The organism is Pseudomonas reinekei, from assembly GCF_001945365.1.
In the GTDB taxonomy this organism is placed as follows: Bacteria; Pseudomonadota; Gammaproteobacteria; order Pseudomonadales; family Pseudomonadaceae; genus Aquipseudomonas; species Aquipseudomonas reinekei.
The window spans coordinates 38,543-54,602 of record NZ_MSTQ01000015.1; the positions used below are offsets into that span (position 1 = coordinate 38,543).

A 16,060-nucleotide genomic window follows, 5' to 3' on the forward strand; every position below is an offset into this window, starting at 1 on the left:
TGTTCCCATGACCTTTCGAGCCTTGATTACCCTCGCCGAGGGCACTGATGACCTGCAGACCGTGACCCTGATTGATGTACTGCGCCGCGCCAGGGTGGAAGTCGTGGTGGCCAGCATCGAAGGGCGGCGCATGCTGACCTGCGCACGCGGTACTCGCCTGACCTCTGATGCGATGCTGGTGGATTTGCTGGCCCAGCCTTTCGACCTGATCGTCCTGCCCGGTGGCTCCGTAGGGGCGCAGCACCTGGCAGCCCACCAGCCATTGCAACAGCTGATCAAGGATCAGGCCACGGCCGGTCGGTTGTTCGCCGGGATCGCCGAAGCGCCTGCCGTTGCACTGCAGGCTTCCGGTGTGCTGCGTCAGCGGCGCATGACGTGTTTGCCTTCAGCCAGCCATCAGCTGTCAGGTTGCAACTTTGTTGATCAACCGGTGGTGGTCGATGGTAACTGCATCACCGCCCAGGGTTCGGGGGCAGCGCTGGCGTTTGCTCTGACGCTGGTGGAACAATTGTGCGGCAAGCCCACACGGGCGGCGGTGGCGGCAGAGCTTTTGGCCTAGGTCAGCTCAGGTCCTGGCTTCCTCCGCAGGCGCATGCATGCGGTCGCGATTCGCCAGTGTCGGGAACAGTTTGATCCAGGTCCCGGTCACCACCAGCGTGCCAACCCCCCCCATGACCACGGCCGGCACGGTGCCGAACCAATGGGCGGTCAGGCCGGACTCGAATTCGCCCAGCTGGTTTGAGGCGCCGATGAACAGCCCGTTCACCGCACTGACCCGGCCGCGCATTTCGTCCGGGGTTTCCAGTTGTACGAACGAGGCGCGGATCACCATGCTGATCATGTCTGCCGCGCCCAGCACCACCAGCACGGCCAGGGAAAACCAGAACGAGGTCGACAGGCCGAAGGCGATAGTTGCCACGCCAAACACGCCCACGGCGGTGAACATCACCCGCCCGACTTTGCGCTCCACGGCAAACCGTGCCAGGTACAGCGACATCAGCAGCGCGCCCACCGCCGGGGCTGAGCGCAGCAGGCCCAATCCCCACGGACCGGTCAGCAGGATGTCCTTGGCGAAGACCGGCAGCAGCGCCGTCGCCCCGCCCAGCAACACGGCGAACAGGTCCAGGGAAATCGCCCCGAGGATATCCGGCCGGCTGCGAATGAAACGGATTCCTGCCAGCAGCGAATCCAGGGTCGCCTTGCCCTTGTTCAGTGGCGTTTGCCGAGCGGGCAAATTGAGCATCAATGCGCAAGCGATGATGTACAGGACCACCGTCGGACCATAGACCCACACACTGCCAAACGCATAGAGCAAACCGCCGAGGGCCGGGGCGACGATGGTTGCCGATTGCTGGGCCGATTGCGCGGCGGCTACGGCGCGTGGAAAGAGGGCGCTTGGCACGATACTGGGGAGCAAGGCCTGGGTGGTCGGCATCTCGAAGGAGCGGGCGGCTCCCAGCAGGAAGGCGAGGATGAAGATCATCTCCCGGGTGACATGATCAGTCGCGCTGCCAATGGCCAGCGACAGGGCAATCAGCGCTTGCAAAGATTGACAGATGGCCGCGACCTTGCGCCGGTCGTAGCGGTCCGCGACATGCCCGGTGTGCAGCATGAACAGCACGCGGGGCGCGAATTCAACCAACCCGACCAGACCCAGATCGAGCACATTGCCGGTCAATTGGTACAGGTTCCAGCCAATGGCCACCGTGAGCATCTGAAAGCCGCTGGCGGTAAAGACCCGGGCCAGCCAGAACGCAAGGAATGGGCGATGGTGACGTAACAGCAAGGGCTCTTGGCTAGGCATCTGCGGGCAAATCTTGGGGGAGAGGGAGGGGTGAGGTTATCACCAACGTGTAACAGGAAGTTGCCATGCCTGAATATTTAGTTAGCTAGATACCGATCATCAGCGGGGCCAGATTCCCCTGGCGAGGGAGCTTGCTTTTGTCAGGCTGCGAAGCGCCCTCAAACCCTGGCATTTTATCGGTATGACCACTGCTGCGCAGTCGAGCGCGAGCAAGCTCGCTCGCCCCGGTGAATACCACAGCCCTATGAGGCAACTTGTCACGCGGCAAAAGGCCACGCAGTTTATCCCCGAAATTGGGACTACTCTTTCTACGTTGCTTGATCCAGATCAACACCCTTCCGAGGGAGTTGATTCGGTGGCCAGTCGGCCAGACTCCCTGCGTAGCGATGCGTGAAAAAAAAGAACAAACAGAGATTCGCCACACTCCATACCCGTGGGGGCCGTGGGTGCAGGCTTTCAGCCCGCAGCCGTACTACCTGATAGAGGAAGACTTATGTTCGGTTTAGAGGCACTTGATCTCGCCCGAATCCAGTTCGCGTTCACCATCTCGTTTCACATCCTGTTTCCGGCCATCACTATTGGCCTGGCGAGTTACCTGGCGGTGCTCGAGGGCTTGTGGCTCAAGACCCATAACGACACTTACCGGGACCTTTACCATTTCTGGTCGAAGATCTTTGCCGTCAACTTTGGCATGGGCGTGGTTTCAGGGCTGGTCATGGCCTATCAGTTCGGCACCAACTGGAGCCGATTCTCGGACTTCGCCGGGGCGGTAACCGGTCCGTTGCTGACGTATGAAGTACTCACGGCATTCTTCCTCGAAGCCGGATTCCTGGGCGTCATGCTGTTCGGCTGGAACAAGGTCGGGCGTGGCTTGCACTTCTTTTCCACCGTCATGGTGGCCATCGGTACGCTGATTTCGACGTTCTGGATTCTCGCCTCCAACAGCTGGATGCAGACACCGCAGGGCTTTGAAATCATCAACGGTCAGGTGATTCCAACCGACTGGCTGGCAGTGATCTTCAACCCATCATTCCCCTATCGCCTGATGCACATGGCGACGGCGGCGTTTGTGGCCACGGCGTTCTTCGTGGGCTCTTCGGCAGCCTGGCATTTGCTGCGCGGCAAGGACAACCCGGCGATTCGCACCATGCTCTCGATGGCGATGTGGATGGCGCTGATCGTGGCACCGATCCAGGCGGTCATCGGTGACTTCCACGGCCTCAATACCCTTGAGCATCAGCCGGCGAAAATTGCCGCGATCGAAGGCCACTGGGAAAACAAAGGTGACGAGGCAACGCCGCTGATCCTGTTCGGCTGGCCGGACATGAAAGAAGAGAGGACCAAATTCGCGGTCGAGATCCCCTACCTGGGCAGCCTGATCCTGACCCACTCGCTGGATAAACAGGTGCCGGCGCTCAAGGAGTTCCCGCCTGAAGACCGGCCGAATTCGACCATCGTGTTCTGGTCGTTCCGGATCATGGTCGGCCTGGGCTTGCTGATGATCTTCACCGGTTTGTGGAGCCTGTGGCTGCGCAAAAGCGACAAGCTCTATACCTCGCGCCCGTTCCTCTACCTGGCGTTGTGGATGGGCCCATCCGGATTGATCGCGATCCTCGCCGGTTGGTTCACCACCGAAATCGGCCGTCAGCCGTGGGTGGTGTACGGGCTGATGCGCACGGCGGATGCGTCCTCCAACCATAGCTTCATGCAGATGAGCATCACCCTGATCCTGTTCGTCGTGGTGTATTTCGCGCTGTTTGGTGCGGGTCTGGGCTACATGATGCGCCTGGTGCGCAAAGGGCCGAAAATCGATGAAGGCAAGGAAACCAACGACGGCGGTCCCGGCCAGAAACGCACCCCGGCACGTCCATTGTCCGCAGCCGACGATGAAAACACCGATACCGACCGCACCGTGACCAAGGAGATTTGAATCATGGGTATTGATCTTCCGCTGATCTGGGCCGTGATCATCATCTTCGGCATCATGATGTACGTGGTCATGGACGGCTTCGACCTCGGCATCGGCATTCTCTTTCCGTTCATTCCCGGCAAGACTGACCGTGACGTGATGATGAACACCGTCGCGCCGGTGTGGGATGGCAACGAAACCTGGCTGGTCCTGGGCGGAGCGGCGCTGTTCGGCGCTTTCCCGTTGGCCTATTCGGTGGTGCTCTCGGCGTTGTACCTGCCGTTGATCTTCATGCTGATCGGCTTGATCTTCCGTGGCGTGGCCTTCGAGTTCCGCTTCAAGGCCAAGGACGACAAACGCCACTTGTGGGACAAGGCATTCATCGGCGGTTCGGTGGCTGCGACGTTCTTCCAGGGCGTGGCACTGGGGGCGTTCATCGATGGTCTGCCGGTGGTCAATCGGCAGTTTGCCGGTGGCTCACTGGATTGGCTGACGCCATTCACTCTGTTCTGCGGTGCCGCGCTGGTGGTGGCTTACGCGTTGCTCGGCTGCACCTGGCTGATCATGAAGACCGAAGGCAAGTTGCAGGAACAGATGCATGACCTGGCGCGGCCGTTGGCGTTTGTGTTGTTGGCGGTGATCGGTATCGTCAGTATCTGGACCCCGCTGGCCCATGCGGAAATCGCTGCACGCTGGTTCACCTTGCCGAACCTTTTCTGGTTCCTGCCGGTGCCGATTCTGGTGCTGGTGACGTTGTACGGTCTGATCCGGGCGGTGGCGCGCAATGCGAACTACATGCCGTTCCTGCTGACGCTGGTGCTGATCTTCCTCGGCTACAGCGGATTGGGAATCAGCCTGTGGCCGAACATCGTGCCGCCGTCGATCTCGATCTGGGACGCCGCCGCGCCACCTCAGAGCCAGGGATTCATGCTGGTGGGTACATTGTTCATCATCCCGTTCATCCTGGGCTACACCTTCTGGAGCTACTACGTGTTCCGCGGCAAGGTGACCCATGAAGATGGATATCACTAGGCGCCATCGACCTGACCGAGAGGGTTGAAGCAATGACCAACAAGCCATCCTTGCACGACATTCAACAAGCCGAGAAAAAGCCGCTGTGGCAGCGGCTCGGCTGGCTGGCCATGATCTGGGCGGGAAGCGTCGGTGCACTGTTCATCGTCGCCAGCCTGATGCGCATGTTCATGAACGCCGCTGGCCTGAGCACTCACTGAAAAACTTGACATCCCATCCCGTTGCCTTGCGGCACGGTTTCACAACCCTCCTGACGGAGGGTTTTTTTGCCGTTATTTACGGGCCTTGAGAATCACGAATTTGGGCGTGGCCGCCACTTGCTCGACACCGCGGAACAAGCGCGCAAGCTTGCTGTGATAACCCAGGTGTCGGTTGCCGACAATGTACAGCGCACCGCCCACTACCAGCGCTTCTCGGGCCTGCTGAAACATCCGCCAGGCCAGGAAGTCGCCAACGACCTGTTGCTGATGAAAGGGTGGATTGCACAGCACCACGTCCAGCGACTGGGGCTCCTGCCCGGCAAGACCATCACCGGCCCGCACGAGGACATCCCGCTCGCCCAATGCCGCGCGCCAGTTTTCGGCGGCCGATTGCACGGCCATGAACGATTCGTCCACCAGCGTGTAATGCGCCTCGGGGTTTTGCAGAGCACTGGCGATGGCCAGCACACCGTTGCCACAACCGAGGTCGGCGACCCGCGCGGCGCCGAGATTTTTCGGCAAGTGCGGCAAAAACGCCCGCGTGCCGATGTCCAGGCCTTCCCGGCAGAACACGTTGGCATGGTTAAGCAATTCGATTGCCGGTTCGTCGAGTCGATAGCGGGTCGGGTAGGGCGAGGTAACCGGCGCCTTGGTCTCGACTGTAGCCATCAGCAGTCGTGCCTTCTTCACTGCCAGAGAGGCCTGTACCGGGCCCACGTAACGTTCCAGCAGATCACCTGCGGCGCGTGGCAAATGCTTGATCATTGCGCCGGCCACCACGTGCGCGCCTGGCGCCAGTTGGCCTTGCAGACGGATCAACTGTTCTTCCAGCAATGCCAGTGTTTTCGGCACCCGGATCAGCACCCGGTCAAACGGTCCTGCGAGGGCTTCACTGGAAGGTACGTGTGTTACCGCGTCAAACGCCAGGCCATTGCGCACCAGGTTTTTTTCCAGGCCCTGAACGGCCAGGAACGAGTCGCCGCTGCTGGTTACCCTGACCTTGCCGGCCAGGCTGGCGGCCAACGCACCGAAACTGTCGTTGAGTAACAACACTCGCAGGTCGGCCGAAGGCTGCTGTTCGGCCAGATGGTTGAGCAGGTACTCATCGGCTGCATCAAAGGCTTGCAGCGGTTCGTTCTGCTGTTCGGGTTGGCGGATCAGATCGAGGCTGGCGAAAGGCGTATGGAGCAAAGGCATGGAGTGTCGCTCTGGGAAATCAACGGGTATCCCGCGGCCCAGGGGCGTCTTGGCGGGCGGGCCGTCCGAGTGGACTGCGTCGTGGGGAGTTCACACGTTCATCACTCAGGAGGGACCGCAAATGGTACGGTTTTTTGTGCTGGATTACCCGCAGGTTTTTCCGCTCAGCTCATCGCCTTGCTGTCGAGGTGGCCCGCCTTGGCGGCAGCGATAACGGCCGAGACCTTGTTATTGACGCCTAGTTTTCGAATGGATTCCTGCACATGGAAATTAACAGTGCGTGCACTGAGATTGAGAATTCTGGCGCTTTCGTAGGCCGTTTTGCCATCCGCCGCCAGTTTCAACACATCGATTTCCCGTGGCGACAAGTGTGGGCCTGGCGGTTTGACAGGCCTCATGGGCAGTGTCGGGGCGACCAGCTTGTGCAGGTGACGGCCGATAAATACGGAAAAACCAAGATGTTCATACAGCTCCAGCGCGCTGATTGAGCGATGACTGCGCGCCAGGCTCAAAATGCTGCGCAGCCCGCTTTCTTCATCATGAAAGGCTTGTGACCAGCCATGCTGGAATCCTTGCGTTTCGAGTGAGTCCCACATTGAGGGTATGTTGTTGTAAAGGTCTTCACTCCAGAGAATAGGGAGCATGGATTGATTGCAATGTGCTACTACCGGGTCAACGGAGTACAGCTTGTTTTTTTCGTATTGAGCGTTCCAGCCCTTTGGATAGTTGTTGAAGCGAAACGTTTTGAGTTGATCGTCTGTCGTAGCGTAAATGGTTGAAAAGCCACAAAATTTATATCCGATGTTTTTTGCAAAATTGAGTGCTATACGGTAGGCGATTTGAATGTCGTTTGTTCGAGACAATTGTATGAGTTGCAACTCCTTCCAACGCTCCATAAATAGACCTCCTATCTGCTGTGATATCGGGGGCGCAGTTGGATCCAACCGGTCTGCGCGAATTTCAGTGTAGGACCATTCCTACGCATGATGAGAATTTTTTGCTTTATTCACCAGGCATGGATAAGGATCTGGTTCTAAATATTCTGTTACAGGCCTGAAAGGCATTATGTATTACGGTGTTAATTCAATAGTTGAGCAAAGTGAACTGAATGGTTAGCTGTAAAGCTGCCAAGGTTTACGCGATACATATGAACTGTGAGTGCTTGGCTAAAAAGCACTACAAAACATCGGTGTTTATGATGGCCTCTTTGCGAGACACTGCGGTTATCCGTTCAGTGGAGCCACCCATGACCGCCAGTGAAGAGAAATTTACCCGCCAGACCTTGCTGGACGTCCAGCCGTTGACCCCGAACCTGTTTACCCTGCGAGTCACCCGGGATCAGGGCTTTCGATTCCGCGCCGGGCAGTTTGCCCGGCTGGGCGTGACCAAGGCTGACGGCACCACGGTGTGGCGCGCCTACTCCATGGTGTCATCGCCTTTTGACGAGTATCTCGAGTTCTTTTCCATTGTCGTTCCCGGCGGGGAGTTCACCAGTGAGCTCAGTCGGCTGGGCGTTGGCGATACACTGCTGGTCGATCGCCAGGCGTTCGGATACCTGACACTGGATCGCTTCGTCGATGGGCGTGATCTCTGGTTGTTATCCACAGGCACGGGGATTGCGCCCTTTCTGTCGATCCTTCAGGACTTTGAGGTGTGGGAGAAGTTCGAGCGAATCATCCTGGTCTATAGTGTGCGCGAGTCGCGGGAACTGGCCTATCAAGCATTGATCGCGGGGCTGGCGCAACGAGAATATCTGGCGCAATACGCGCATAAATTGCAACTGATCAATACCGTCACCCGAGAACAGCATCCCGGCGCCCTAGAGGGTCGGATTACGACCCTGATCGAAAATGGCGAATTGGAGCGCGCGGCTGGAGTGGCGCTGACGCCGGAACACTCGCGGGTCATGCTGTGTGGTAATCCACAGATGATTGACGACACGCGTAAATTGCTCAAACAACGGGACATGCATTTGAGCCTGAGCCGACGGCCTGGTCAGGTCGCCGTGGAAAACTTCTGGTAAAAAAACGGCGCTCGAGGGCGCCGTTTTCTATGTCGCTAAAGCGGTCCAGGCCGATTGTTCTGGGCCTTGAGCAGGTCGCGAATCTCTCCCAGCAATTCTTCTTCCTTGGTGGGCACCGGTGGCAGTTTAGGGGCGACGGCCTCTTCACGCTTGAGTTGGTTGATCGCCTTGATGCCCATGAAGATCGCAAAGGCGACGATGACGAAGTCGATCAGGCTCTGGATGAACTTACCGTACGCCAGCACCACCGCCGGGGCATCGCCGCTGGCGGCTTTGAGGGTAATGGCCAGGTCACTGAAGTCCACGCCGCCGATCAGCAGCCCAATGGGCGGCATGATTACGTCGCCGACAAAGGAGGTAACGATCTTGCCGAAAGCGGCGCCGATGATGATACCGACGGCCATGTCGATCACGTTGCCTTTGACCGCGAAGGCCTTGAACTCACTTATCACGCCCATAGGTTATTTCCTTGTTACAGATGAGGTTGGTGAACGCAGTGTAAATCAGCCAAACACATCCTGCTCGACACGACTGCTTACAAAGCTACCTGCTATCGACCTGACCAACGGCGAAAAGTTTACAGAATGACATCACGGGTCAGGCGCAAAAATGGGAATTTGTTTCTCATAGGTTTTGCAGTTGTCGGGTTTTTTAGTGCGCGTACTCTAATATGGGTCGTCATTTGGAACAGTGCAGGCATGTTACGAAAAAATGCAATGAATGATGTAACGGGTAATATTTGAGTGTGTGCGCTAAGTGCTAAATGAATCGCTTAATGTTTGTACGCTCCAATTCAAATTGTCACGGTTTTGTATAAATAATTGAACGAAGGTACGGCGCGCCGTGGGGAAGTTTTGTACAGGTTTTAAACTAGAGCGATTAACGACAGCGTTCAGGTGGTTCGAAACCGTCTGATATTCAAGAGCCGCCACCGGGCAACTCCCTCGCGCTGATGTACGTCAGCTGCGCTATCATCGTGTTTTTTGCCGGGAGTTCAGATGGCCAAGGCCAAGCGCATGTACGGCTGCACCGAGTGCGGCTCAACCTTCCCGAAGTGGGCCGGCCAGTGCGGCGAGTGCGGTGCCTGGAATACGCTGACCGAAACCATGGTGGAAAGCGGCGGGGCGGCGGCGCCAAGCGGTCGCACCGGTTGGACGGGGCAGCAGGCGCAGATCAAAACCCTGGCCGAAGTCAGTGTCGAAGAGATCCCGCGCTTTTCCACTGCGTCGAGTGAGCTGGACCGGGTGTTGGGCGGTGGCCTCGTCGATGGCTCGGTGGTGCTGATCGGCGGTGACCCTGGCATCGGCAAGTCGACCATCCTGCTGCAAACCTTGTGTAATCTCGCCAAAACCATGCCGGCCCTTTACGTCACGGGGGAAGAATCCCAGCAACAAGTGGCGATGCGTGCCCGCCGTCTGGGCTTGCCGCAGGATCAACTGCGGGTCATGACCGAAACCTGCATCGAAACCATTATCGCCACGGCGCGTCTCGAAAAACCCAAGGTCATGGTGATCGACTCGATCCAGACGATCTTCACCGAGCAGTTGCAATCTGCGCCGGGCGGCGTGTCCCAAGTGCGCGAAAGCGCGGCATTGCTGGTGCGATATGCCAAACAGAGCGGGACGGCGATTTTCCTGGTGGGGCATGTCACCAAGGAAGGCGCGCTGGCCGGTCCGCGCGTGCTGGAGCACATGGTCGACACCGTGCTGTATTTCGAAGGCGAGTCCGATGGTCGTCTGCGTTTGCTGCGGGCGGTGAAGAACCGTTTCGGTGCAGTGAACGAGCTCGGTGTGTTCGGCATGACGGACAAGGGTTTGAAAGAAGTCTCCAACCCATCGGCGATTTTTCTGACCCGTGCTCAAGAAGAAGTCCCGGGCAGTGTGGTCATGGCCACTTGGGAAGGCACCCGTCCGATGCTGGTGGAAGTCCAGGCGCTGGTGGATGACAGCCACCTGGCCAACCCTCGCCGTGTGACCTTGGGGCTGGATCAGAATCGCCTGGCGATGTTGCTGGCGGTGCTGCACCGGCACGGCGGCATTCCGACCCACGACCAGGATGTGTTCCTCAATGTGGTAGGCGGGGTGAAGGTGCTGGAAACCGCCTCCGATCTGGCATTGATGGCGGCCGTCATGTCCAGCCTGCGCAACCGGCCGCTGCCCCACGATTTGCTGGTGTTCGGCGAGGTTGGTCTGTCCGGTGAAGTACGCCCGGTGCCCAGCGGTCAGGAACGCCTGAAGGAAGCGGCCAAACACGGTTTCAAACGGGCCATCGTGCCCAAGGGCAATGCGCCGAAGGAATCGCCGCCAGGGCTGCAGATCATCGCCGTGACCCGTCTGGAACAAGCCCTCGACGCACTCTTCGAATAACGACAATCTCCCCTGTGCAGGAGCAGCTCGCGTCAGCTCCTGCACGGAGCAGCGTTCAAACTTCGATCAGCGCACCCAGCTCCCGCTCCAGTTCCTGCGGATCCGCCAGGTTCAGCTCAATCAATCGTCTCAGGCGCTGGATCGATTCCAGGCCGATGTGCCGGCAAACGAATCCAAGCTGGCCGTTTTCTTCATGGGCCAGTCGCACGTCCATTTTTATATCGACGTCATCGTTCAGATGAATGTCTACGTAAAAGTCTTGCTCACCATCGCCCAGCCAGGGTTCGGGCCGCTCGATCAACAGCCCCTTGAGCGACAGGTCGATCAGCTTTACCGGCCAGATGTACTCGCCCTGGCTGAGCTCGGTCCTGGCATCGAACGCAATACGTTTGAAACGACGGCGATTGGCGGTGTGCTCGCTCATGGCGCAATCCTCTGGATGTTCGCTGACTATAGACCGGCATTGTTCAAACCTGCCAGCCAGGACAGGGCTCTAGACCAACGTTGGGGTATGGTCTTTACCGTCAGGAGAGCTAAACTCGGTGTGGCTGTCTTTCTTGTCCACTCTGGCTGGAATAATAAAATGAAAAATAATAATAGCCTGCTACGCCATCTACCCTGGCTGGTGCTGGCAATCGTAGGGGCGTGCGCCCTGGGTGTAGTGGCACTGCGCCGAGGTGAGGCAATCAATGCCTTGTGGATTGTGGTCGCTGCCGTGGCCATTTATCTGGTCGCGTACCGCTACTACAGTCTGTTCATCGCTAACAATGTGATGCAGCTCGACCCGCGACGGGCCACCCCCGCCGTACTCAACAATGATGGTCTGGACTACGTTCCAACCAACAAACACATCCTCTTTGGTCATCACTTCGCGGCCATCGCAGGCGCGGGGCCACTGGTGGGTCCGGTTCTGGCGGCGCAAATGGGCTATCTGCCCGGCACACTCTGGCTGATCGCCGGTGTGGTGCTGGCCGGTGCCGTTCAGGACTTCATGGTCCTGTTCATGTCCACCCGCCGCAACGGTCGTTCCCTGGGTGACATGGTTCGTGAAGAAATGGGCCGCATCCCCGGCACCATCGCGCTGTTCGGCTGCTTCCTGATCATGATCATCATCCTCGCGGTGCTGGCGCTGATCGTGGTGAAGGCTTTGGCCGAAAGCCCATGGGGTATTTTCACGGTGATGGCGACCATCCCGATCGCGATGTTCATGGGCATTTACATGCGCTACATCCGCCCGGGCCGCATCGGCGAGATCTCGATCATCGGCGTGCTGTTGCTGCTGGGTTCGATCTGGCTCGGTGGGCAGATTGCTGCTGATCCGGTGTGGGCCAAGGCCTTCACCTTCACCGGTATCCAGATCACCTGGATGCTGATCGGTTATGGTTTTGTCGCGGCAGTGTTGCCGGTGTGGCTGATCCTGGCGCCGCGAGACTACCTCTCCACGTTCCTGAAGATCGGCACCATCGTTGCCTTGGCCATCGGTATTCTGGTGACCATGCCCGAGCTGAAAATGCCGGCACTGACCCAGTTCGTCGACGGCACCGGTCCGGTATGGAAGGGCGGTCTGTTTCCGTTCCTGTTCATCACCATCGCGTGCGGTGCGGTCTCTGGTTTCCATGCGCTGATTTCCTCCGGCACCACGCCGAAGTTGCTCGATAACGAGGTCAACGCCCGTTACATCGGTTACGGCGGCATGCTGATGGAGTCGTTCGTGGCGATCATGGCCATGGTGGCCGCTTCGGTGATTGAGCCGGGCGTGTACTTCGCCATGAACAGCCCGGCCGCCGTGGTTGGCGGTGATGTGGTGTCGGTGGCGACGGCAGTCAGCAGCTGGGGCTTTGCAATCACCCCGGAAGCGCTGCAAGCAGTCGCCCATGACATCGGCGAAACCACCATCCTGGCCCGTGCCGGTGGTGCGCCGACCCTGGCGGTCGGTATCGCGCAAATCCTGCACAGTGTGCTGCCGGGTGAAAACACCATGGCGTTCTGGTACCACTTCGCGATCCTGTTCGAAGCGCTGTTCATCCTCACCGCGGTGGACGCCGGTACCCGTGCCGGTCGTTTCATGCTGCAGGACTTGCTCGGCTCGTTCGTGCCGGCGCTGAAACGCACCGAGTCCTGGACCGCCAACCTGATCGCCACCGCCGGCTGTGTGGCGATGTGGGGCTGGTTGTTGTATCAGGGCGTGATCGATCCGCTGGGTGGCATCAACACCCTGTGGCCGCTGTTCGGTATCTCCAATCAGATGCTGGCCGGTATCGCGTTGATGCTTGGTACCGTCGTGCTGATCAAGATGAAACGCCAGCGCTATGTCTGGGTCACCATGTTGCCGGCTGTGTGGTTGCTGATCTGCACCACGACGGCGGGCTTCATCAAGCTGTTCGACGCCAACCCGGCGATCGGCTTTCTGTCCCTGGCGAAAAAATACAGCGATGCCCTGGCTAACGGCCAGATCCTCGCTCCGGCCAAGGACATCGCTCAGATGCAGCACGTGATTTTCAACGCCTACACCAACGCAACGCTGACGGCTTTGTTCCTGTTCGTGGTGTTCAGCATCCTGTTCTATGCGCTCAAGGTCGGTATTGCCGCCTGGGGCAAAAAAGAGCGTACGGATAAAGAATCGCCATTCCAGGCCCAGCCGGACGCGTAATCGAGGATTTGCAGCATGTTCAATGACCTGAGTCGCCTCGGTAAATACCTCGGTCAGGCCGCGCGCTTGATGGTCGGCATGCCCGACTACGACAACTACGTCGAGCACATGCAAACCAAGCACCCGGACAAACCGGTGATGAGCTACGAGATGTTCTTCCGAGAACGTCAGGAAGCCCGTTACGGTGGCAAGGGTGGGCCGAAGTGCTGTTGAGGCACGAGGTCTAGGCACACACGACTGCAGGAGCCCGGTTTGCCGGCGATAGCGATCTTCAGGTCGCTATCGCCGACAAGCCGGGCTCCTGCAGTTTTTTCAGCGCATGGGAGATCTTCTTTTGTCAGCTCCAATCCCCGTCACGATCCTCAGCGGCTTTCTCGGCGCCGGCAAAACCACCTTGCTGCGCCATTTGCTCAAAGCCGAGCACGGCCTGAAAATCGCCGTGATCGAGAACGAATTCAGCGACGCCGGTATCGACACCCAACTATTGGGCGACGAACCGGTGCAAGTGATGACGCTGTCCAACGGCTGCGTCTGCTGCACCATTCACACCGATTTGACCAAGGCTCTTTATCTGCTACTCGAACGCCGGGACAGTGGAGAGATCGCCTTCGATCGTCTGGTGATCGAATGCACCGGCCTGGCTGATCCGGCGCCGGTCGCGCAAACGTTTTTCATCGATGAAGAATTGCGCGAGCGCTACATCCTCGACGGCATCATCACGCTGGTCGACGCGGCGCATGCCGAGACTCACTTGACCCAGACCATCGCCCAGGCGCAGATCGGCTTTGCCGACCGCTTGCTGGTGAGCAAGCGCGATCTGGTGGACGAGCCGACCTTCGACGCATTGAGCGAACGCCTGACCCGTATCAACCGCCGCGCCCCGATCCGTGTGGTCGATCACGGCAACATCGACTTGGCCGAATTGCTCGACGTGCGCGGTTTCAATCTCAATGCGGACCTCGGCGGTGGCGTAAGTCTGCGCCCGGTGAGCCAGGCCCCTTCCATCGACCGCATTTCCAGCCTGGTGCTGCGCACCGACAAACCGCTGGATATCGACAAACTCAGCGAGTTCATGAACGAGCTGTTGGAAGAGCACGGCAAACAACTGCTGCGCTACAAAGGTGTGCTGAACATTTTGGGTGAACCGCGACGCATGGTGTTTCAGGGCGTATTGAAGCTTTACGGCTTCGACTGGGATACCGAGTGGGCCGTGGACGAAGTGCGTGAAAGCGTGATCGTGTTCATCGCCGATGATTTGCCTGAGGAGAAAATTCGCGAAGGCTTTGCGCGGGTGGCGGCGGATTAAGGCTGGAAGTGGCGGCGAGCCTTAAGTCGATATCGCGTGCAGGCTCGCTTCCACATTTGAAATGCAGCCCCTTGTGGCCGCGAGCCTGCTCGCGATAGCGGACTTACCTGCGGCACAATTCTGACCTCTTGCCGATACAGGGCTCAGCAACACTTCTTCCAGATAATCCAAATGCTGGTTGAGCAGGGTTTCCGCCTTCGCGGCATCACCTTGCTCTAGCGCTCCCAGAATCTCCTGGTGCACTTGCCACACGCAATAATCCTTCGAATGCTGATCAAACTGCGCAAGCGCGAGCGAGATCCGGGGTACCAGGTTGTCGAGAAACTGCGACAGGGGTGCGTTACCCGCCATCTCTGCCAATTGCAGATGAAACGCTCCGCAGAGGCGCAGTGCCTGGCCTTGTTCTGTGCATTGGCGTTCGCTTTCGATCAGTGCGCGAAGGCGTTTCAGGTCTTGCGCAACAGGCCGCTGACAGGCCAGTCGTACCAACATGATTTCGGCCAGACGCCGCGCATGCAGTGCCTGTCGCGTCTGCTCGGTATCGAGTTCGGCGACGCGGGGACGATGGTTCACTCGCAGGATGATGACTTGCTGATGGGACAGTCGCGTCAGCACTGCGCGAACGTCGCTGCGCCTGGCGCTGAACATTTGCGCCAGGCTTTCTTCGGTAAATCGACTGGCCGAGTGGAGACGCTGTTCGAGAATGGCGTCGAAGACCTGTGAATACAGATCATCCACGCTCGGACGCACGGGCAGGGTGGCGAGGGTTTGCAGTGAGGCGAAGCTGTTCATGGCCTGTCTCCGGTTCGAAGAGATTTCAACTGCCGAGGTTGTCATCCGGAATGTTCAATTCGATGCCCATTCGCTGGCCCTCGCGAAGAATGTGTCGACGCATCTCGGCGCTCGCCTGAGCGCTGTTCTTGCCGCGAATTGCACGCACTACGGCTTCGTTTTCTTCAAGGCGTTCAGCCAGATGCTCCGGCGAGTTGCGCAGCACCTCGGCGCTTTGCTTGAGGGCGTTGCTGGTCTGCTGGACCACGCTCTGGAAAATCGGATTCGACGTCAGTGTGAACAGCTCTTCGTGGAAGGCGATGTAGGCATTCACACCTGCTTCACTGTCGTTGGCATCCAATGCTTCGCGCATGTCCATCAGGGTCAGGCGCAGTTGCCCGACTTCCTTGCTGCTGATGGACTGCGCCACGAGGCCGACGATGAACGGTTCGAGGGTGTAGCGCAGTTGCAGCACGTCTTCCAGGCTCGCCGCAGCCACTGCACTGTCATGCGACTGGCTGTCAGCGAGATTGGCATCCAGCACCACCACGCCTTTGCCCGGCATCGAGCGCACCAGGCCGAGGGTTTCCAGAACGATAACCGCTTCACGCAGGCTCGGGCGGCTGATGCCCAGTTGTTCGGCCAGCTCGCGCTGCCCGGGCAGCATTTCACCGGAGCGCCACTGACCACGGGCCAGCGCGGCCCGAAGTTTTTCTACCACTGAATTTACGACGGTTGAGGTGCTTATCACTTGATTGCTCCATGAGCGTGTAAGGGCAGTGCCGCAGGCTAGGTCAAACGA

16 protein-coding genes are annotated in these 16,060 nt (G+C 58.7%); 9 read left to right on the forward strand and 7 right to left on the reverse strand.

Going from position 1 to position 16,060, the window contains the following annotated elements:
- Positions 1-7 precede the first annotated feature (7 nt).
- Positions 8-559: a DJ-1 family glyoxalase III gene (locus BVK86_RS21560; protein ID WP_075948354.1), complete on the forward strand. Its 552-nt coding sequence runs from the start codon at positions 8-10 to the stop codon at positions 557-559.
- 6 nt (positions 560-565) lie between these two features.
- On the opposite strand, the gene BVK86_RS21565 is transcribed toward BVK86_RS21560, so the two are convergent.
- Positions 566-1,804 (reverse strand): MFS transporter, encoded by a 1,239-nt coding sequence (locus BVK86_RS21565; protein WP_075948355.1) that lies wholly within the window; start codon positions 1,802-1,804, stop codon positions 566-568.
- Positions 1,805-2,297: 493 nt separating this feature from the next.
- Between BVK86_RS21565 and BVK86_RS21570 the strand changes: the two genes are divergently transcribed.
- The 3 genes from BVK86_RS21570 to BVK86_RS21580 are packed head-to-tail and all read left to right on the forward strand — an operon-like array spanning position 2,298 to position 4,945.
- A complete protein-coding gene (locus BVK86_RS21570) occupies positions 2,298-3,734 on the forward strand; it encodes a cytochrome ubiquinol oxidase subunit I (protein WP_075948356.1) in 1,437 nt (478 codons plus the stop codon).
- Between the two features lie 3 nt (positions 3,735-3,737).
- Positions 3,738-4,745, forward strand: a complete 1,008-nt coding sequence (gene cydB, locus BVK86_RS21575; protein ID WP_075948357.1) for a cytochrome d ubiquinol oxidase subunit II — start codon at positions 3,738-3,740, stop codon at positions 4,743-4,745.
- A 32-nt stretch (positions 4,746-4,777) separates the two neighbouring features.
- On the forward strand, positions 4,778-4,945 hold the full coding sequence (locus BVK86_RS21580) for a DUF2474 domain-containing protein (RefSeq protein WP_075948358.1): 168 nt from the start codon (positions 4,778-4,780) through the stop codon (positions 4,943-4,945).
- Between the two features lie 72 nt (positions 4,946-5,017).
- Here BVK86_RS21580 and BVK86_RS21585 read toward each other — a convergent pair whose 3' ends face one another.
- Both BVK86_RS21585 and BVK86_RS21590 read right to left on the reverse strand, forming a co-directional pair.
- Positions 5,018-6,142: a methyltransferase gene (locus tag BVK86_RS21585; RefSeq protein ID WP_075948360.1), complete on the reverse strand. Its 1,125-nt coding sequence runs from the start codon at positions 6,140-6,142 to the stop codon at positions 5,018-5,020.
- A gap of 164 nt (positions 6,143-6,306) precedes the next feature.
- Positions 6,307-7,038 (reverse strand): helix-turn-helix transcriptional regulator, encoded by a 732-nt coding sequence (locus BVK86_RS21590; protein ID WP_075948362.1) that lies wholly within the window; start codon positions 7,036-7,038, stop codon positions 6,307-6,309.
- 350 nt (positions 7,039-7,388) lie between these two features.
- On the opposite strand from BVK86_RS21590, the gene BVK86_RS21595 reads away from it, so the two are divergent.
- Positions 7,389-8,165 (forward strand): ferredoxin--NADP reductase, encoded by a 777-nt coding sequence (locus BVK86_RS21595; RefSeq protein ID WP_075948364.1) that lies wholly within the window; start codon positions 7,389-7,391, stop codon positions 8,163-8,165.
- 35 nt (positions 8,166-8,200) lie between these two features.
- On the opposite strand, the gene mscL is transcribed toward BVK86_RS21595, so the two are convergent.
- On the reverse strand, positions 8,201-8,623 hold the full coding sequence (gene mscL / locus BVK86_RS21600) for a large-conductance mechanosensitive channel protein MscL (protein ID WP_075948366.1): 423 nt from the start codon (positions 8,621-8,623) through the stop codon (positions 8,201-8,203).
- Between the two features lie 540 nt (positions 8,624-9,163).
- Between mscL and radA the strand changes: the two genes are divergently transcribed.
- Positions 9,164-10,531 (forward strand): DNA repair protein RadA, encoded by a 1,368-nt coding sequence (radA, locus tag BVK86_RS21605; RefSeq protein WP_075948367.1) that lies wholly within the window; start codon positions 9,164-9,166, stop codon positions 10,529-10,531.
- 55 nt (positions 10,532-10,586) lie between these two features.
- Here the strand turns inward: radA and BVK86_RS21610 are convergent, their stop codons facing one another.
- A complete protein-coding gene (locus BVK86_RS21610) occupies positions 10,587-10,955 on the reverse strand; it encodes a PilZ domain-containing protein (RefSeq protein ID WP_075948368.1) in 369 nt (122 codons plus the stop codon).
- Between the two features lie 159 nt (positions 10,956-11,114).
- Here BVK86_RS21610 and BVK86_RS21615 point away from each other — a divergent pair, with 159 nt between their 5' ends.
- The 3 genes from BVK86_RS21615 to yjiA all read left to right on the forward strand — a co-directional run bounded on the left by BVK86_RS21615 (position 11,115) and on the right by yjiA (position 14,487).
- Complete coding sequence (locus tag BVK86_RS21615) at positions 11,115-13,181, forward strand: carbon starvation CstA family protein (protein WP_075948369.1); 2,067 nt, start codon at positions 11,115-11,117, stop codon at positions 13,179-13,181.
- 15 nt (positions 13,182-13,196) lie between these two features.
- Positions 13,197-13,394: a YbdD/YjiX family protein gene (locus BVK86_RS21620; RefSeq protein ID WP_007895266.1), complete on the forward strand. Its 198-nt coding sequence runs from the start codon at positions 13,197-13,199 to the stop codon at positions 13,392-13,394.
- A 106-nt stretch (positions 13,395-13,500) separates the two neighbouring features.
- On the forward strand, positions 13,501-14,487 hold the full coding sequence (yjiA, locus tag BVK86_RS21625; RefSeq protein WP_162279047.1) for a GTPase: 987 nt from the start codon (positions 13,501-13,503) through the stop codon (positions 14,485-14,487).
- 21 nt (positions 14,488-14,508) lie between these two features.
- Here the strand turns inward: yjiA and BVK86_RS21630 are convergent, their stop codons facing one another.
- Both BVK86_RS21630 and BVK86_RS21635 read right to left on the reverse strand, forming a co-directional pair.
- Positions 14,509-15,279, reverse strand: coding sequence for a GntR family transcriptional regulator (locus BVK86_RS21630; protein ID WP_083659344.1), 771 nt, complete (start codon positions 15,277-15,279; stop codon positions 14,509-14,511).
- 25 nt (positions 15,280-15,304) lie between these two features.
- The gene (locus BVK86_RS21635; protein ID WP_075948371.1) at positions 15,305-16,009 is read right to left on the reverse strand and encodes a FadR/GntR family transcriptional regulator; all 705 of its coding nucleotides are present in this window, start codon (positions 16,007-16,009) and stop codon (positions 15,305-15,307) included.
- Positions 16,010-16,060: the final 51 nt, after the last annotated feature.